The following is a 17,943-nucleotide window of genomic DNA, read 5'->3' as shown; positions in this document are numbered from 1 at the left end:
CCTGGAAGTTGATAAAAAAAAATGAATGGTCATTCATTGATTTAAACCGTTGCGTGTTTTTTGTCAATAATAGAAGTAATAAGAAATTCTATTTGATAGATCTATTTCTACTTACTATAGTAATCAAATATTTCTTCACCTTAATTCATAAGTAAAACTATCGATTCGGAGCTCCGACGCCAATCCATATTCAATATGGGAGCAGGTTGCTCTAACCACAAAAAGATGGAGCATCTCAATGAAAGTACTCGTTATAGGATCAGGTGGACGTGAGCATGCGCTTGTCTGGAAGATTGACCAGAGCCCCAAAGTAGAAAAAATTTACTGTGCACCCGGAAATGCCGGCATTAAGAAGCTTGCCGAATGTGTTGATATTGCTGCAACCGATGTAGAAGGACTTCTCGCTTTTGCCATTGCTGAGGAAATTGATCTGACTATTGTCGGACCGGAATCTTCATTGGTTAAGGGCATCGTTGATCTATTTGAAGAAAATGACCTCCGGATTTTCGGTCCCACTCAGAAAAGCGCCATTCTTGAGGGAAGCAAGGTCTTCAGTAAAGAATTTCTACATAAATATAATATACCGACAGCACCCTTTAAGGTCTTTAAGGATAAGAAAAAAGCGAAAAAATATATAGAGAAGCAGGGCGCACCGATCGTTGTTAAAGCAGACGGCCTTGCCGCGGGAAAAGGCGTCATTGTTGCCAATACTATAGAAGAAGCTAAAGAAGCCGTTGATCTGATTATGGCTGAAAAAGCCTTCGGTGAGGCAGGAAACAAGATTGTTATTGAGAAATGTTTGCAGGGCGAAGAGGCTTCATTTATTGCCTTTACCGATGGCAAGACCATTCTTCCCCTGCCGACATCTCAGGACCATAAAGCTATCTATGACGGCGATAAAGGCCCTAATACCGGAGGAATGGGTGCGTATTCACCGGCTCCCGTCGTTACCACTGAAATTGCCGATTTTGTGATGAACCAGGTGATGCTTCCAACTATCAATGGACTGGCAAAAGAAGGGCGGCCTTATAAGGGAATGCTTTATGCGGGACTGATGATTGACGGTGAAGACATAACCGTTCTCGAATTCAACTGTCGATTCGGGGATCCTGAAGCACAGCCGCTGCTCATGAGATTGAAAAGTGATGTTGTCGATATTTTTGAAGCCTGCATTGACGGTAATCTAGACACCATAGAAATGAAAATCGATCCTCGGCCCACGGTGTGTGTGGTCATGTCTTCAGGCGGATATCCCGGAAGTTACCAGACCGGCAAGGTCATAAAAGGACTGACGGCAGGCTCGAAAGTTCAAGGTGTTGAGGTTTTTCATGCCGGCACTGCAATAAAGAACAGAAGAACAGTTACCAGCGGCGGCAGGGTCCTGGGCATAACCGCAGTCGGCAAGGATCTTGAGGATGCCATCAATAAAGCATACAAAGCGGTTGATCAGATTAGCTGGACCGGATCCTATTTTCGTCGTGACATCGGCGGCAAGGCACTCAACAGGGACGAGCGGAAATTCAGCGTACCTCAGGTTGGCATCGTCATGGGAAGTGACAGCGATCTGCAGGTCATGCAAGCGGCTGCCACCTTCCTGCAGGGAATGGGGGTTCCTTACGAAATGACTGTCGCTTCAGCACACCGAACACCGCTTCGTGCCGTCAAATGGACTGAAAGGGCCAAAAAACGTGGTATCAAAGTCATCATAGCAGGGGCTGGGATGGCTGCACATCTAGCGGGTGTTATCTCGGCCCATACCGACATTCCCGTGATCGGTGTTCCGCTTGACTCCTCTTCCCTGAATGGTCTGGACTCGCTGCTCTCAACAGTGCAGATGCCTCCTGGAATCCCTGTTGCCACTATGGGAATCGGCAAGGCTGGAGCCAAAAATGCTGCCGTACTGGCAGTTAGGATACTTGCCTTGACCGATCCTAACCTTGCCCTGAAACTTGTTAAGTTTAGAGAATCCATGGAAAAAGAGGTAGAGGAGAAAGCCAGGCAAATTGAGAAGCAATGAAGAAAAAGGATGACCTTGAGCTTGACAAGGCGGTTATGTATCTCGGCCAGGGAGGAATTATCTCTTTCCCAACCGAGACTTTTTACGGCTTAGGTGTAAACCCGTTTAATGAAAAAGCTGTACATAGATTATTCTCGATAAAGGGAAGAGACCGGAACAAACCTATTCTCCTGCTGGCCGGAGATAAAGGCATGCTATCGCAGTTGGTCTCCGGTATTCCCGAGTGCTATGTACCCTTGATGGATAAATACTGGCCGGGACCGCTGACCCTTCTTTTTCCTGCGGGAAAAAAGATCAACCAACTGCTGACTGGGGGAACCGGCATGATCGGCATCAGGGTTTCTTCCGACCCCATTGTCAAAAGGCTGCTGAGCCTATGGTGCAAGCCGGTTACGGCGACTAGCGCCAATATCTCGGGAGAGCCGCCTGCTGCAACTGCAGGCGATGTCGCACGCATCTTTGGCCGTCAAATCGATCATATCATTGATGGCGGCGCTACGCCAGCTGGTTTGTGTTCTACCATTGTCGGTTGTGAAAAAGGTGAATTGACGCTGGTTCGCAAGGGAAAGATCTCTTTTGAAGAGATAGTGAAATTATCCCACAGCAAGGATTGAGAGATCTGAATCGGAAAGGAAGAACTCGTGGTTCCCAGTTGCGATCAGTCCTTCATCAAACCCCGCTGAGCCGGATAAAAAAAATTCAGGCATTCCTTTTTTTTAAAAAATAATTTCCATCAGATGGTGGTTTCAAGATATCTTGAGGAACAAGGTGATGAGATGAACAAACTGAAGTGGGATAGGGATTTTGCTCTGGAACAGGCGGCGGACGACAGCGATCTTCTGCAGGAACTTATCGATATCTTTAAAGAATCTTCTGCAAAAGATTACCGTTCCATTGAGAAAGGTGTTGGCTCTAAAAACACTGAGATGGTATGTGCAGCCGCACATTCCATAAAAGGTGCCGCGGCCAGCCTGGGAATAGAGGGGTTACGGGAAATAGCCAGCGATATTGAAAATGACTGCAGGCAGGGATCACTGGATACGGCGCAGAACAGAACTGTTGAACTCGAGGAGCTTTTACGGTTGCTTCGGCAGTTGTAGCATCAAACGTAACGGTCGCAGTAAAACTGTGCGACCATTACGTCTCGGGAGTTTATCAATTATTTTCCTACCTGGTCAATTGACGATACTTGATTCTGCGGGGGATGTCGGCTTTAGCACCAAGTCTTGCCCTGCGATCCTTTTCATAGTCGGAATAATTCCCTTCAAACCAGACGACTTTTGAATCGCCTTCAAATGCGAGGATATGAGTTGCTATGCGATCGAGAAACCAACGGTCATGGCTTATGACCACGGCACACCCACCGAAGTTTTCCAGAGCCTCTTCCAGTGCCCGCAGGGTATTGACGTCAAGATCATTTGTCGGTTCATCCAACAACAAAACATTGCCGCCTTCTTTCAACATCTTGGCGAGGTGCACCCTGTTCCTTTGCCCACCCGATAGCAGGCCTACTTTCTTCTGCTGATCGGAGCCGGAAAAATTGAATTTTCCTACATACGCTCTGCTGTTGACCTCCTTGGTTCCCAGCCAGATGGTATCCTGATTGTCTGAAATACTCTGCCAGATAGTCTGTTCGGGATCAAGAGCCGCATCCCTTTCCTGGTCGACATAAGACAGCTTAACCGTATCCCCCAGCCGTATTTCACCTCTATCCGGGGCGTCCTTTCCAGTAATCATTTTAAAGAGGGTCGATTTACCGGCGCCATTAGGCCCTATAACGCCGACTATTCCTCCAGCAGGGAGTGAAAAGTTCATAGCGTCAATGAGCAGGCGGTCTGCAAAGCCCTTGCTTACCTGATTTGCTTCGATCACAAGCTTGCCCAGACGTGGCCCGGGAGGAATAAATATCTCAAGGTCGTTAACCAATTTTTCAGTTTCCTGAGCCATGAGTTTGTCATAGGAGTTGATACGCGCTTTCGATTTACTCCGTTTGCCTTTTGACGACATGCGGATCCATTCCAACTCCCTCTGCAGAGTTCTCTGTCTCTGACTTTCTTTCTTTTCCTCAAGTGCCAAACGTCTTTCTTTCTGTTCCAGCCAGGATGAGTAGTTGCCTTTCCATGGAATCCCTTCGGCTCTGTCAAGCTCGAGAATCCAACCCGCAACATTATCGAGAAAATATCGATCATGCGTTACCGCGATAACCGTACCGGCATAGTCTTGGAGGTGATGTTCAAGCCAGGCCACTGATTCGGCATCAAGGTGATTTGTCGGTTCATCCAGAAGGAGGATATCGGGTTTCCGCAAGAGAACACGGCAAAGAGCCACTCTTCGCTTTTCTCCTCCGGAAAGATTCTTACAGGGCGTATCCTGAGGCGGACAGCGCAGGGCGTCCATTGCCATTTCAAGTCTACTATCGAGATCCCAGGCAGAAAGGCTGTCAAGTTTTTCCTGAACCTCTGCCTGCTTTTCGATAAGTTGCTGCATTTCGTCGTCCGACATCGGTTCCGCAAATTTTTCATTGATCGTGTTGAACTCGTCTATGAGACGGACCGTTTCGGCTACTCCTTCTTCAGCTATTTCACGTACTGTTTTGTCTGGATCAAGCAGAGGTTCCTGCTCAAGATAATCAACTGTCAGGCCCGGAGATAATACGGTTTTGCCGTTGTATTCGGTATCCACACCTGCAAGTATACGCAGCAAAGTACTTTTTCCGGAACCATTGAGCCCGAGAACGCCTATCTTGGCCCCGTAAAAATACGAAAGAGAAATATCTTTTAGGACCGGTTTATTGTCGTAATACTTGCTCACTTTTATCATTGAGTAGATAATTTTATTATCTTCGTTGCTCATAATATCCCTTGAATTTCAGTTCTTGTATATTTGATGGTACGGCGAATCGTCGTTTCAGACCAAGAGTTTATCGTATTTTGAAAACCTTTATTGAGCCTGCTTAAAAAATATCACAACTATGCTCTTTCGCCGGTCTTCTGTCAAGATGTCCTTACCGTGAAGAACGGAGTCGCAGCTTTGTCTAAAAATAATAAAGTGAAGGAAATCAGAGTTCTCGTTGTTATATTACGAAATTTTTGTCCAATTTTTGAATCACCATAATGATGAAAGCGTCAGGGTGGTTTCAGTAACGGGTCCTTTGGTCCAAAAGGAAAATGTAGTAGCCGTTCACCTTTCCTATAAGATTATGGGTTTCACTGTATGGAGCAGGCATACCGATTTTGAGGGAGTCGACATTTTCGCCGGCATTCCAGGCGGAGACCACCAGATCCAGCTTACCGTCAAATAGGTGATTGTATTTAGAGATCAGATAACAGGTCAGTAGAATATTTATAGCTGGATCAAACAGATCTTCTTTTTGCAGGTCTCTGAGTTTGTCACTGTTGATGTATTTAAAATTTCTGCCGTCGCTATAGAGCTTTCTTGCTGCTTCTTTTCCTGTTGAGTGGAGAATCTGACCGAGTCCGAGTGCATCCTTGGGTGAGACGGCATAAGGATTGCCTCCTGATTCCGCCAGAATGAGTGCTTTGATAAAGTGGGTACTCACCTTATAACGTGGTTTGAAATAGGAAAAGTTACTGAAGTAGCGGATAAGGTGGTCATACTGAGCCAGCCTCTGCAGCTGAGCCTTGGAAATTGAAACATCATTATATTTTTTTACATATGTTGACAATTCGGCCATGGCTGAAAGGGGAAACACCAGGATGAAAAGAAAGCCCAGAAAGGCCATCTGGAAGGGCATGTTTTTCATTTAGATTGTATCTCAGGAAGGTTGTCACACAGAAGAAAATGCTGCAATACCAGGAAGAGAAGATGAGGATCCCTGCTGCCTGTCATTTCGCGGACGGAGTGCATGGCCAGAGTCGCTGCTCCGATATCGACAGTTTTCAGACCGAGCTTGGCTGCGGTCATCGGACCGATGGTGCTGCCGCTTTGCAGGTCGTTGCGCATAACGAATTCCTGAACCGGAACTCCGGCCTCAAGGCAAAGATACTTGAAGACGGCATTGGATGAGGCCGTGGAGGCATATTTATGGCTGGCATTTATCTTTAAGACCGGACCCCGATTGAGAAATATTTCATGTGAAGGATCGTGTTTCTCTGGATGATTTGGGTGAATTGCGTGAGCATTATCGACAGAAATAAAAAAAGAATTTGCCAGGACCCGATAACGTTTTTCATTATCGGGATAGATCCTCTCAAACAGGGATAGCAGCATATTTCCCTGGGCGCCTGATGAAGTATTTGAGCCAACTTCTTCATGGTTATTGCAGATAAACAGAAAACTATTGTTCCTGTCGGCGGATGCTGTTGCTGTTGCCGCAAGGAAGCTGCTGAGCAGATTGTCAAGTCTGCCGCTCAGGATAAAGTCATTGTTCATCCCCGCATAACAGGGTTTATGATAATCGTAGAGGAAAAGATCAAAGCTCAGAATTTCATTGACGACTTTCTCGCCGTGCTGGGCATTGATCCATTCCGTTACCTGTTCAGTCAGCCTGGGTTGAGGATCTCCGGTGAGGCCGATAAGGGGGGTTATGTCCGTTTGAGGATTGAGGGATTTTTCGGTATTTGCCTTCCTGTCCAGATGAAGAGCAACGCTGGGGATAATCGCTGCCGCTTTGTTGAAATCTACAAGTTCGGTAACAATTTCATTCTTTTTTGTCTGAAAAATGACCCTTCCGGCTATTGAGAGTTCGCGGTCGAACCATGATGATAGCAACGCCCCTCCATAAACCTCAACGCCAACTCTATGGTACGATTTTTCATAGAGATCCGCATGAGGTTTTATTTGCAGGCAGGGACTGTCAGAGTGTGCACCTAATATCCGAAAAGAGGTGTCATTTTTTTTTCCAATATTGAAAGCTATTACGGATCCGCCATCACGTATGAAATAATATGGTTTGCCGGGCTGTATGTCCCACTCTTCTTTCTCATCGATACAGCTGAAGCCGCTATTTTGGAGAATCAGGCATATTTCTTTGACGGCATGAAAAGGAGTTGTCGCCTTACCGAGATATGAGAAAAGTTGGCTATTGAGGCTTGTAGCTTTCATATGTTCTTTAAAATGATTTTTTAGCAGGAAAGGTATCTATCTGCCTAACTATTAATCATACTGCAAAAAACAACTCAATACAATATCGGCTATGACAACAGACTGCTTTACCCGTTTCATTGTTGAGTTCAGTTTTTTACGACGCCATCTTTCATTGATACTCTTCTTTCAGGGTATAGAGCCTGTCCAGATAGATTTTCTTCAACTGCAGAGTATTGGAGGTAGACTCAATTTCATCGATCAATTGATCAATGGCGCTATCGAGTTCTATGCCATGCTGATTGCCGGCGTTCTTGTTAGCCTGGTCTATCAGCATAATGGCGTAATAGCTTACGACCATCCGCGACATGGAGTCCCTTCTGAAAAGATACAATCTCCCCCCCATGGTATTGAGAAAAAATCCGGCATAGTCATAGAGCGGGGACGGAGAAACCTCAAGATTAAAATTCTGTTCCGGACAGGATGGAATGTGCAGCAAGGTGTAAAATTGAGCGAGAACATTTTCAAACTGATTTCTTTCTCTATCCAGTATCGCCTTCAGGGCCAGGATATTGTTTTTTCCTATAATTCTGAAAAAATGGGCGGTATTTTGTAAAATTGTATATAAATCATCCGTTTCACCGCTGACCACAGGAGGATTATCGAGCAATTTCTGAACGAGAGCTGTGAAATGAGCTTCACTTTGAGGACCGAGATTATACTGCTTTAAATAATCCTGCTCATCCAGATGCGCATAAAACTCCCGAATCGTTTTAACCGATTCTGTACAGGTAGCCGAGGTCGAATCAACCGATCCCACCGGATCCTCTTGAGGAAGAGAAGCGATAGCTTCGTTTTCGATCATTGCTTCCTCGGCAGAAACGGGGAGAATGTCTTTTACGTCATCGTCCGGGCCGGAAGAGGTGGGTAGTGATGCCGTGGTGGAAGAGGCCGCATCAGGTACAGGAACTCGAGCATCTTCAGTGACGTCCATCGAGACGACTTGCTCTGGAATAGATATTTCCTCTGTGAGAGGATTATTGTTATCCTCGTTTTCCGTAACGGCCCTGAAGTTTTTCTGATGCCAGAAAAAGAACAGAAGCGCCATTGCCATAATGACGACAATGGTGATAACCTGAAACGATATACTCGATTTTCCGGTAGAGGATTTTTTTTCGGTGCCTTCAGTTTTTTTGACTTTCATAATTGAAGGTTAGAGATGATCTGGAGGATAAAGAGACATTGTATCTGAATGTATAACGCACCTGGACTTTTCTGTCATCAAAGATCGCCTGCAGGTGAATAAATTCTTTGATCTTGCTGATCCACCCGGTTTTAAAGAGAAAGAATTAAAGAGAAAGAATTCTTCAGGAATTGAAAGCGGGACATTTTTTATTCTTGACTGAATTTCATTGAGGAACTAATCTAGCCGGTTAGAAATTGAAAGTAATGAATGATTATTCACTCAGTGAGTAATTGAAATATTAAAACTTTATTGAACCTTTTATTCGGAGGAAAAACCATGACAATTTGTGTTGTTGGACATTCAAACCCTGATACCGATTCCGTAACGGCTGCCATCGGTCTTGCTGCATTGTTGAACGCCCAGGGACAGGACGCTAAAGCCTGCATGCAGTCTACCGCAGACGCCCTTAATCCTGAATCAAAAATGGTGCTTGATAGGTTTGGTCTTGCCGTCCCGGAAGAAATCACCGATGCTGCCGGAAAAACAGTGGCCCTGGTAGATTTCAGTGATAAAGCCCAGGCTCCTGCGAATATTAGCGATGCAGATGTAGTAACTATAGTGGACCATCATAAAATAGGTGATGTTACCACTAACAATCCTATCCTTTTTAGAAATGAGCCGGTGGGATGTACCGGTACCGTATTGAATAAAATGTTCAAAGATGCCGGCATCGACATCCCCAAAGATGTTGCCGGTGGCATGCTGGCAGCCATCCTGAGCGACACCGTAAATTTCAAATCACCTACCTGCACCGACGATGATAAAGCCGCTGTTGCCGAACTCAAGAAGATTGCCGGCGTTGAAGATACCGAAGAACTTTTCATGGCAATGCTGAAAGCAAAGTCATCAGTAGACGGTGTTCCTGCCAAAGATCTGCTTTTCCGTGATTACAAAGATTTCGACATGAAGGGCAGCAAAGTAGGAGTCGGCCAGTTGGAACTCGCTACCCTTGATCAGGTAGCCGCCATCCGCGAGGATCTTCTTGCAGCAATGAAGGAGATAAAAGCAGATGGACGCCATTCCGTTCTGCTCATGCTTACCGACGTAGTTAAGGAAGGAACAGACCTGGTAGTTGTTTCAGATGATCCTGCTTTGATAGAAAAGGCATTTGACGGCAAACTCGCGGGAACCTCTATGTGGATCGATGGTATGATGAGCCGCAAAAAACAGACCGTGCCTAATTTGCAGAAGGCTTTTGGCTGTTAAGAATTAAGAATACCTTGAAGTGAAATGAGGCTGCCCTGTATTGGGCAGTCTCTTTTTTTGTCTTTTTTTCCGGTTTGTTTGCGGGCTTAATAAAGGTTTTTTAAAAAACCCATATCAGTCTTATGGTGCTTTTTCACCGCCCTGATTTCCAGCAGAGAGTTTTTGCTACTGTTCCTGCTGGTATCTTTTTCGATTTTCCTTGCGTTTTTCATTATTGAAGATTTGGATTTCTCTTTTAACCGCAGCCACGATTTTACTGATCCCTTTCTCTTCTGGAAGATTGGCGGTTAAAGCCGTAAATTCTGCTGAATAGATAGACGGAGAAGAACCCTCCTGAACGGAGTCATGCCTTTTCAGCTGATCCCTCAATTTCTGCCGCTCTGCAGATAATATTTCAATGGTAGACGGCTTTTTCTCTGCCTGTGAGGATATCCTCTCCAGTCTGGATATCCTGGAATCGAGAGCCCTTATCCGCTGCTCGAGTCGCTTTTTGCTTTGGTCGTCCTTCAATTGCCATGGAGCCCCTTTTCCATTAGAGATGGCAATGTGTCCCAGGTATTTACCCTGATACGCCGTTTGAGCAATGATTGCATTGTTGATAAGCCTAGGATAGGTATTGCTATTGGAAATCAGGGCGTTGAGGATGATTCTGATTTGAGGATACCTCCGGGCGATTGTTTCATTTTCCTGCTGAGGCAATGCAGAGAGCAGGATGATAAAATCCGCTTCTTCCCTTAACTGCGTAATGAGTTGTGGTAGAACATCCGCCCAGGCCTGATAATGATAGTTGTCCGGCAAATTATCCGGGAGAGGTGCCAGCCCCAGAACGGCTACTGACAGACCTTCGAACTTCCGGATGATATATGGTTGAAAAACCGGCTCACCGGATGAATTGAAATAGTTCGCTGAAATCCATGGCACCTTATCAAGCTCAAGAAGAAAAGGAATACCGGCCGCGATATCATTTGGACCGACATTAACCGCGGTGTACTGCATTTTTGTATAAATATCTGCAATAGCTCTTGCTGTTATAGAATCCCGTGACTCAGTTTCTCTGCTGATTTTGGAATCAAACAGAGCATTGCCGGCGTCAAGCAACAGATATGGCTCATTTCTCTGCTCTGACATTGTAAGAATTGTATGATATTTTCTGGACAGACCGCCCAATTTTGCTGCACCTCAGCTACCGCAGCTCTCCAACTTTCCGACGATGGAATTTGAGAAGAAGATGTCAAAAGATTGATCAGCTGAAAAAGCGCCGGCATAACCGGGAAAGAGCACAATGGCTAGCAGCAGGGGAGAACAGGCATAAAAAGCTCTGGAGAAAAAACTGGAAGAGAGTATCATAAATGATATTTTTTGCAGAAGTTGAGTGTTTAATCCGGCAGTGCAAAGATGCCGGCTACCGAGTCCACATGAATCGGAACAGGACAACACATTGATTTAGCCAGCAGTGTTTCGGCTCCATGCGGAAGAAGTGAATTTACAGCACAGGGATTTTTGGGAATGGAAAATGCGTTGCATAATTATTGCAGCAGGTAGGTAGTTCCATCGGATACTTCCACCATATCCTGCTTTTGCAGCTTTCTGCCTCTGCGCTTCTCCAACTCGCCGTTCACCCGGATTTTTCCTTCCTGAATGAGGATTCTGGCTTCAAAACCATCCTGAGCTGCATTTATCAGTTTCAGGAATTGTCCAAGCCGTATAGGGTAGGAAAGAGTTTCTCTGATTATTTCCATGATATACTATCAATTAAAGTTTCAATCTCGAAAGAATGTTGGACTTAAATGTTGCCAGGATGTCAAATGACAGCAGGAGTCTTTTTTCAGTCCCATAGTTTACCTTATAAGCCGGCGCATAGAAACCATACATTTCAATATGCCCGGTAAATTCGTCCTTGAAGACATTTTAGTTTTATCAGATTTTTGATGAACATCATGCTATCTTAAGATAGTATGATACACAAATATTTTTGCAGCATCGGTATCCTGCACATAAGGAATTATGTTAATTTGAAATATCAATATCGGAGGATAAATATGAGTCGCACAGTATCTCGCAAGTGTTATGTCTGTTTTTTCTTTTTCATCACAGCAGTGCTGGTAAACGGCTGTGCTTCTACAACACCTGAAACTTCAATGGATGTCGATGCACCTCCTGTTACCAACAATATTGCCAGTCACTCGGATATTGTTCTACCCACAGATCTTAAGTGGGACAGCTCCAAAAGCATGGCAATAACCACAGATTCATTTACCGGAGGCATATATCACTATAGCGGAAGACTTGAGCTCAATTCACTAAAAGACTTCATTAAAGGTTCCATGGCAAACAATAAATGGAAACTCGTTGGAGAGGCTTCTTATGAAAGCACTATGCTGGCATTCATCAAGCCTAATAAAACCTGCATGGTGACACTCTCTGAAGGATTCGGCGGATTTCTTGGCAGTACGAATGTGGCCCTTTACGTTACGGTAGATGTCGCTGCAGCCAAGGGACTCAATCCATTTGGAGAGCCTGTCGATTAGGCGATTGTTGAAATGAGCATTTCCTGGAAAGATACAGACTAAGAAATCGGTATAAGTAACTATTTCCAGCATTCGGAGTATATCGAATTTTCTTTTCCAAGGCCCTGACATCTGATGTGTCAGGGCCCTTTTTTTATCTGCGGCAGCATGAATCGCAAGGATTTAACTCTCCATGAGAAAAACGTTTGTCAAAACTTGCTTATCAGATATATAGTTAAAAGCGAAAACGATCAGAATTGTTTCAAAAAAAGGGACTATTCAGTTCTCAAATACAATCAATCTTCCTGGCGCTGATGCATACAAACACTCTGCACAATGACGATGCCAAACAAAAAGCTTTTCGCCTCCTGGAAGAAGCCGAAAGAAAAAGGGCATTACTCCGATTTGAGCACGGCCTCGAGGATCTTCAACGGGGAAGATTGGACATTCTTCGAAACAATGAGTTCACCGGAAAACTGCCTCCCTATCTTTTTGAATGGTACAAAAATACTACAGAAAAAGAGAAGCCTGAGTTAATTCTGGAGTGTCTCTTCAGCAATCTGTCTGATGCCAGGCACGGTGCAGTTGCCCAGGCCATATTGGGTGAAGTCTGTAAATGTTCTCTAAAGGAATGCAATATCCGTTTGATGCAGTTTTTGTGCTCTCTTTATGTCTCCGAACTCGAAAAAAATCAAGGCGAGTGCCGGATCACTGCAGATATGGCCGAGTTTTTCGTAAAATCCTGCTGGATTTTTGCTCACAGCAATCTGTGGCAGGATTTTGACAATATTATTTCCCTCCTATGGGAACTGCGAAACACCAGCTACACTGACAGCAGTGGTGGATCAGTTCCTGTTTTTCTCATTTTTTCCGACATTGCCGCAAAAGATATCCTCGAGAGTATCCTCCGGATGTACAGCTATGGAAATGAGCTCCAAAAAATATCTGCAGCTCGCCATCTGCATTGCCTCGGTGACAATGCCATGGTTTATCTTCTCAACCGGCTTGTTTTCAGCAATAGTGAAAGAGAACACTTTCTTCTGATTGGCTTGATAGCAGGTTTTGGGGAAAATTTAGTCCGGCCGCTGAACGCCTTCATAGAAATGGATCTTTCCTGGTATTCAGTAAAAAACCTTATCGTGCTAATTGGTGAAATGGGCAATCCTGACTACTACCGGATGATCGAAGGCTATCTCGCTCATCCGGATATCCGCATTCAGCAACAGGTTGTAAGTTGTATTGCCAGACTTGGGGGCAAGACAATTGAAAAGCGTCTAAGCCAGGCTTTGCCTGTGGTTGCGGATGAGGTGAAACTTAAGCTGATAATGCAGTTGAGTGTATATGGAAGTGAGGAAACGGCCGACGGCCTGATCGACCTGATCAATACGCGGTCTGCATTGTCGGTTGCAATGCGGCAAGAATTACTCTACGCGGCCTGCATAACACTAAGATCATATCCCTATGATAAAGTTATACAGCTGCTCAGGCAACTGTCCGGCGAGTCTGACCACTCCCCGAAACTCTATCGTACCCTCAAGGAGACAATAAATTACCTGGAACCATGCATACGCCACCGAAAAAAAGAGCAGGCTGAGTCTGAAGTGCTGAGCTATGGCCTTGAACTTCATGGAAAAGCACGAGAATCAGAGAGAATTGATGGTTTTCTGGAAAAACTTGAAATTATGCTGCGGGCAGGAAAGGTCGAAGAAGCAAGCTCACTGGTGTATAAAAAAATCGTCGATCTTTCACGTAAAAAAGATTTTCAGGCAGCCGAAATGCTTCGGGACAAATTGCTTGACATCAACCCAGATGCGCTGCCGGATGTTATTCGGGCAGCAGAAATCATAGAGGAGGAGAAGAACCTGCCAGTGTCGGGACTTCAGCTAGAGCTGTGGGAAGAACTGCTGAGAAGCCTATCAGACTGTGAATCAGATCACCTTCTGAGTTCCTGGCGAAATGAAGATTACCACAAAGATGAAAAAATCGTATCTGCCGGAGAAATAGACCCATGTCTTTATTTTCTCAATGAGGGTTCCGTGCAGCTGAGTTGCAGGAGTGGGCGCGATGAAACATTTTTAAAACGTTTGAAGCCCGGCGACGTTATCGGCCTTGATCCCTTTTTTTCAGCTTCTGTTTGGACAGTGAATATAAAAGCCCTGAAGTATAGCCGAATGCAGGTACTGCGAAGGGATATTTTTATGTCAGCCGCAGAGGTTGCTGACCATCTTGAAAAAAAGCTTTTCGAGTTTTGCCGGGCAAGGAACTCCGTCCCTGAGCTGGTCAGAATATCAGGCAGTGATAGAAGGGATTGTGCGAGATATATATCCAGAATTCCAGTAAAAAACATATTACTTGATCCTTACGGAAACAGTGGTGGAAGACGCGCTTTTCAAGGTGAAATGATGGATATTTCCCGAGGTGGTTTCTCTTTTTCAATACGGATATCCAACAGGGAAAATGCGCATTTAATGCTTGGCAGACAAATTATATCTAAGTTCAATTCCACCGGGAAAGAAACCATCGCCTGCTTTGGTTTGGTTGTCGGGGTTTATTGCCGGCAGGAGAGAGCCCAGGAATTTTCCGTTCATGTGAAATTCTATACTGAACTTGAACAGTATCAGCTTACGGATGTACTCAATCCGGCAAATTAGAGGTTTCCTTTAATGATGACGTTAATCCAGCCATCACATCGTGGCAACCTTTTACGAGACTAACTTTACTGATGGATCCGCAAGGCTCGATCTGCGTCGTTGTGGATCTGAAGTGGCCCTTTCGTCGTATCGCATATGCTGTTACATCGCCGCTCCAGATACTAACTTGTTACTTCGAGCTTTTTCGAAGTCTGCACTTAGCGCAGAGTCCATCTTATCTTTAATGAACAGACTTACAGCGTGAGCCCACTTCCTCCGATAATACTGAGAAATTTAAAGATCGATCCGCCTCTTGCTCTTGCCCCGATGGTGGGATTGTCTCATTCCGCTTTGCGAAGTCTTCTTTCCGAGCTTGGTGGAGTTGGACTTTTTTTTACGGAAATGCTTTCCGCCAAAAGACTACCCCAGGATAACGAAAGCGTTTCCCCGAGCCTTATCAGATCGGCAGCTGAATATCCTCTCTTCTATCAGCTCTTTCTGCATGACCAGTCGCTGGTTATCCCTGCCGTTGAAAAACTGCACCGCCTAGGTGCTCAGGGGATCGATATTAATCTCGGGTGTCCCGCTCCCAGGCTGCGCAAAAGAGGAGCAGGATGCGCGCTTACGAAAGACCAGGTTGCGGTCAGAAAGATTATTGCAGCTTTCAGAAGTTCAACGGATCTTCCTCTGTCCGTAAAGATCCGTCTTGGCGAAACACTTGATGAAAGAAAGTACCTCGAGCTTTGCAAGATCATTGAAGGCGAGGGCGCCGACTGTATAAGTATACATGCCAGACTGAACCGCGAAAAATTCTGTAGAAAACCGCGTTGGCAGTGGATTGCAAAAGCCAAAAACTGCATTGGCATTCCTATTTTTGCCAACGGCGGGATTTTTACTGTGGAAGATGCTGAAAACTGTTTGAATATTTCAGGAGCGGATGGTTTGATGATAGGTAGAGGTGCTGCAGTCAGACCATGGATATTTGCAGAAATCAGTGCTTTACTCTCTGATGGTCAGTGCGATCCAGTTGTTCTGCGAGACATATACCGGAGATTTTCAACACTTTTAAAGCTTAGATTTTCCAGAGAACGGCGCCTGGGGAGGTTAAAACAGTTCACCCATTATTTTGCCGAATCATATCTGTATGGACATCAGCTGGCATGTTCGGTTCAAAAAAGTACTTCCATGGAGCAGGCTATTGAACAGGCTGAAAGATTCTTTGAAGCGCATGAACCGCTGAAAAATCTGTAAGTAAAAGGTGTTAAAGAGAAGCACAGCCTATGAGAAAAAACGCTCCGCCAACTATTCAGAAAAGAGGAAAATGCAATGAAAGACTTACTCAAAAAAACACTACTGACCGGAATTGGAATTGCTGCAATTTCAAAAGACAAGCTTGAGGAACTTTCCAAGGAGATGATCGATAAGGGCAACATGTCGGAAGAGGAAGGCAGAAAATTTGTCGCGGAAATGTTCGAGTACGGAGAGAAGACCATGGACGGACTCGAGAAACAAGTTGATCGATATGTAGAAAAGGCATTAAATCGTATGGAACTGGTCCGTAAAAATGAGTTGGAAGAGCTGATTATCAGGGATCTGGTACGAAAGAGTGAATTGGAAGAATTACGTATAATGGTATTGGAGCTGCAGGCACGTCTTGAAGAAAAACAGGCATAAATCCAATCGTTTAATGATGCTTGATGAATCTTGCCCTCACTTTGGTTACTACCTGAGTAAACTCATCTACTTTGAGAAGGCAGATAAGACTGGAATAGAGCACCACCGCTACGGAAATGATGGCAAACAGAGAGACAGAGTTCTGCCACAGATTTCCTGAAAGAGGAGAAGATGCCAGATCCCGTAAAAGCACTACAAAAAGGGACATAATAGAGGTTGCAAAGAGTATTTTCAGTATCGCAAAACCGACATACCTGATGGAGTAACCCTGTAATTCCCGGTACAATATCGCGCCGAGAAAAATAAAGTTGATAAACATGGTAATGGAAACTGACAGGGCGATGGCTCTATGCTGAAAATATTCAATAGTCAGTGTGATAAAGAGAATGTTTGTGCAGATGGTGATAAAACTTGCGATGACGGGATAACGTGTTTTTCCCAGGGCGTAAAAAACAGGAACAAGCACTTTGTTGGAAGAATAGGCAAATAAGCCTATGGAGTAGAGGGAAAGAGCCTGAGCCGTTGCAATGGTGTCATATGCTGTAAACGCGCCACGTTCAAATACCAGTCTGATGACAGGCTCGGACAGAAAAAAGAGACCTGCAGCAGCCGGAATGGTCAGGCACAGCACCATTATCTGTGATGATACAAAAGTTTCTCTGAGGCCGTCGAGGTTTTTGTTGGCTGAATATCTGGCAAGAAGCGGCATTGCGGCAATTCCTATAGCCACCCCGAATATCCCGATAGGCAACTGCACAAGTCTGAAGGCATACTGGAGCCATGAAACTGAGCCTTCCGGGCAGGATGCGGCGAAATTGGTATTTATAAATATATTTATCTGGGTTGCGGAAAGGCCGATGACAGCCGGTATCATCAACTTCAGAATTCTGATGAGCCCGGGATCACGAAAATTCAGATGAGGGTAAAAACGAAAGCCGCATTTCATTAGAGCAGGAATCTGGACGGCGAGCTGCAGCAGGCCGCCGATGAGGGTTCCTATCGCCATGCCGACAATTGCGGGAACCCCCCATTTCGGCAGGATTACAGCCAGGCTGACACCTCCGAGTATTGAGCCCAGATTGAAAAAGCTTGAAGCAAGTGCAGGGATAAAGAATTTATTTTTTGTATTGAGGATGCCCATTACAACAGCAGAAAGAGAAATGAGAACCAGAAATGGCATCATTATTCTGGTGAGTAGTATGGTCAATTCCTCTTTACCGGCAATAAGACCGAAGTCGGGGGCGAGCAAACCGACAATTACATCGGAATACAATATCGCAGCAAGGGTTATGATACTGAGTGCGCATCCAAAAAAAATCAGGACGATGGAGGCAAGCTGCCACGTCTGTTTTCTGGTCTTATTCTGGTCATAGTCGGAGAAAACGGTAACGAAGGCAGCGGACAAAGCTCCTTCCCCGAAAAGGTCCCGCAACAGGTTTGGAACCCGGAAGGCCACCACAAAAGCATCGTTTGCGGTTCCCGCACCAAAGAATCCGGCAAAGACCTGCTCCCGGATAAGGCCTAGAATCCGGCTAAGCATGACGGCAAAACCGACAGTTCCGGCTGATTTGGCAATGGTAGTATTGTCCTTAGACATACGTTTCACGGGTTTGTTTATCT

Annotated in this window: 15 protein-coding genes; 8 read left to right on the top strand and 7 right to left on the bottom strand. The window is 45.1% G+C overall.

Annotated features, from left to right (window positions below):
• Positions 1-238 precede the first annotated feature (238 nt).
• The 3 genes from purD (at position 239) to JWG88_RS01690 (ending at position 3,117) form a co-directional block, all read left to right on the top strand.
• On the top strand, positions 239-2,017 hold the full coding sequence (gene purD, locus JWG88_RS01700) for a phosphoribosylamine--glycine ligase (protein WP_205231954.1): 1,779 nt from the start codon (positions 239-241) through the stop codon (positions 2,015-2,017).
• Positions 2,014-2,631: an L-threonylcarbamoyladenylate synthase gene (locus tag JWG88_RS01695; RefSeq protein ID WP_205231953.1), complete on the top strand. Its 618-nt coding sequence runs from the start codon at positions 2,014-2,016 to the stop codon at positions 2,629-2,631. Before purD ends, JWG88_RS01695 begins: the two co-directional genes overlap by 4 nt.
• 162 nt (positions 2,632-2,793) lie before the next feature.
• Positions 2,794-3,117, top strand: coding sequence for an Hpt domain-containing protein (locus JWG88_RS01690; RefSeq protein ID WP_205231952.1), 324 nt, complete (start codon positions 2,794-2,796; stop codon positions 3,115-3,117).
• Between the two features lie 67 nt (positions 3,118-3,184).
• Here the strand turns inward: JWG88_RS01690 and ettA are convergent, their stop codons facing one another.
• From ettA to JWG88_RS01670, 4 genes are all read right to left on the bottom strand, one after another.
• Positions 3,185-4,870 carry an energy-dependent translational throttle protein EttA gene (gene ettA / locus JWG88_RS01685; protein WP_205231951.1) on the bottom strand — a complete coding sequence of 562 codons (1,686 nt, stop codon included), beginning with the start codon at positions 4,868-4,870 and terminating at the stop codon, positions 3,185-3,187.
• 283 nt (positions 4,871-5,153) lie between these two features.
• Entirely contained in the window at positions 5,154-5,780 is a 627-nt protein-coding gene (locus JWG88_RS01680) for a lytic transglycosylase domain-containing protein (protein ID WP_240194217.1), read from the bottom strand.
• Positions 5,777-7,081 (bottom strand): M18 family aminopeptidase, encoded by a 1,305-nt coding sequence (locus tag JWG88_RS01675; protein ID WP_205231950.1) that lies wholly within the window; start codon positions 7,079-7,081, stop codon positions 5,777-5,779. Before JWG88_RS01675 ends, JWG88_RS01680 begins: the two co-directional genes overlap by 4 nt.
• Before the next feature lie 151 nt (positions 7,082-7,232).
• Positions 7,233-8,264 (bottom strand): hypothetical protein, encoded by a 1,032-nt coding sequence (locus JWG88_RS01670; protein WP_205231949.1) that lies wholly within the window; start codon positions 8,262-8,264, stop codon positions 7,233-7,235.
• 318 nt (positions 8,265-8,582) lie between these two features.
• Between JWG88_RS01670 and JWG88_RS01665 the strand changes: the two genes are divergently transcribed.
• On the top strand, positions 8,583-9,512 hold the full coding sequence (locus tag JWG88_RS01665) for a manganese-dependent inorganic pyrophosphatase (protein ID WP_205231948.1): 930 nt from the start codon (positions 8,583-8,585) through the stop codon (positions 9,510-9,512).
• Positions 9,513-9,677: 165 nt separating this feature from the next.
• Here the strand turns inward: JWG88_RS01665 and JWG88_RS01660 are convergent, their stop codons facing one another.
• Both JWG88_RS01660 and JWG88_RS01655 read right to left on the bottom strand, forming a co-directional pair.
• Positions 9,678-10,640 carry a bifunctional UDP-sugar hydrolase/5'-nucleotidase gene (locus tag JWG88_RS01660; protein ID WP_205231947.1) on the bottom strand — a complete coding sequence of 321 codons (963 nt, stop codon included), beginning with the start codon at positions 10,638-10,640 and terminating at the stop codon, positions 9,678-9,680.
• Between the two features lie 398 nt (positions 10,641-11,038).
• On the bottom strand, positions 11,039-11,251 hold the full coding sequence (locus JWG88_RS01655) for an RNA-binding S4 domain-containing protein (protein ID WP_205231946.1): 213 nt from the start codon (positions 11,249-11,251) through the stop codon (positions 11,039-11,041).
• A gap of 300 nt (positions 11,252-11,551) precedes the next feature.
• Between JWG88_RS01655 and JWG88_RS01650 the strand changes: the two genes are divergently transcribed.
• The 4 genes from JWG88_RS01650 (at position 11,552) to JWG88_RS01635 (ending at position 16,323) form a co-directional block, all read left to right on the top strand.
• Positions 11,552-12,040, top strand: coding sequence for a hypothetical protein (locus JWG88_RS01650; protein ID WP_205231945.1), 489 nt, complete (start codon positions 11,552-11,554; stop codon positions 12,038-12,040).
• 293 nt (positions 12,041-12,333) lie between these two features.
• On the top strand, positions 12,334-14,670 hold the full coding sequence (locus JWG88_RS01645) for a cyclic nucleotide-binding domain-containing protein (protein ID WP_205231944.1): 2,337 nt from the start codon (positions 12,334-12,336) through the stop codon (positions 14,668-14,670).
• A gap of 240 nt (positions 14,671-14,910) precedes the next feature.
• Positions 14,911-15,900 carry a tRNA dihydrouridine synthase gene (locus JWG88_RS01640; RefSeq protein WP_337833094.1) on the top strand — a complete coding sequence of 330 codons (990 nt, stop codon included), beginning with the start codon at positions 14,911-14,913 and terminating at the stop codon, positions 15,898-15,900.
• A gap of 75 nt (positions 15,901-15,975) precedes the next feature.
• A complete protein-coding gene (locus JWG88_RS01635; protein ID WP_205231943.1) occupies positions 15,976-16,323 on the top strand; it encodes a phasin family protein in 348 nt (115 codons plus the stop codon).
• A 10-nt stretch (positions 16,324-16,333) separates the two neighbouring features.
• On the opposite strand, the gene murJ is transcribed toward JWG88_RS01635, so the two are convergent.
• On the bottom strand, positions 16,334-17,920 hold the full coding sequence (gene murJ, locus JWG88_RS01630) for a murein biosynthesis integral membrane protein MurJ (RefSeq protein ID WP_205231942.1): 1,587 nt from the start codon (positions 17,918-17,920) through the stop codon (positions 16,334-16,336).
• Positions 17,921-17,943: the final 23 nt, after the last annotated feature.

It is taken from the genome of Desulfopila inferna (genome assembly GCF_016919005.1).
Lineage (GTDB): Bacteria > Desulfobacterota > Desulfobulbia > Desulfobulbales > Desulfocapsaceae > Desulfopila_A > Desulfopila_A inferna.
This window is presented reverse-complemented; position numbering and strand designations above follow the sequence as displayed.

Bases quoted from the DNA above. Each gene is read 5' to 3' on its own strand.
- purD (WP_205231954.1), top strand. From the start codon at position 239: ATGAAAGTACTCGTTATAGGATCAGGTGGACGTGAGCATGCGCTTGTC.
- JWG88_RS01695 (WP_205231953.1), top strand. From the start codon at position 2,014: ATGAAGAAAAAGGATGACCTTGAGCTTGACAAGGCGGTTATGTATCTC.
- JWG88_RS01690 (WP_205231952.1), top strand. From the start codon at position 2,794: ATGAACAAACTGAAGTGGGATAGGGATTTTGCTCTGGAACAGGCGGCG.
- ettA (WP_205231951.1), bottom strand. From the start codon at position 4,870: ATGAGCAACGAAGATAATAAAATTATCTACTCAATGATAAAAGTGAGC.
- JWG88_RS01680 (WP_240194217.1), bottom strand. From the start codon at position 5,780: ATGAAAAACATGCCCTTCCAGATGGCCTTTCTGGGCTTTCTTTTCATC.
- JWG88_RS01675 (WP_205231950.1), bottom strand. From the start codon at position 7,081: ATGAAAGCTACAAGCCTCAATAGCCAACTTTTCTCATATCTCGGTAAG.
- JWG88_RS01670 (WP_205231949.1), bottom strand. From the start codon at position 8,264: ATGAAAGTCAAAAAAACTGAAGGCACCGAAAAAAAATCCTCTACCGGA.
- JWG88_RS01665 (WP_205231948.1), top strand. From the start codon at position 8,583: ATGACAATTTGTGTTGTTGGACATTCAAACCCTGATACCGATTCCGTA.
- JWG88_RS01660 (WP_205231947.1), bottom strand. From the start codon at position 10,640: ATGTCAGAGCAGAGAAATGAGCCATATCTGTTGCTTGACGCCGGCAAT.
- JWG88_RS01655 (WP_205231946.1), bottom strand. From the start codon at position 11,251: ATGGAAATAATCAGAGAAACTCTTTCCTACCCTATACGGCTTGGACAA.
- JWG88_RS01650 (WP_205231945.1), top strand. From the start codon at position 11,552: ATGAGTCGCACAGTATCTCGCAAGTGTTATGTCTGTTTTTTCTTTTTC.
- JWG88_RS01645 (WP_205231944.1), top strand. From the start codon at position 12,334: ATGCATACAAACACTCTGCACAATGACGATGCCAAACAAAAAGCTTTT.
- JWG88_RS01635 (WP_205231943.1), top strand. From the start codon at position 15,976: ATGAAAGACTTACTCAAAAAAACACTACTGACCGGAATTGGAATTGCT.
- murJ (WP_205231942.1), bottom strand. From the start codon at position 17,920: ATGTCTAAGGACAATACTACCATTGCCAAATCAGCCGGAACTGTCGGT.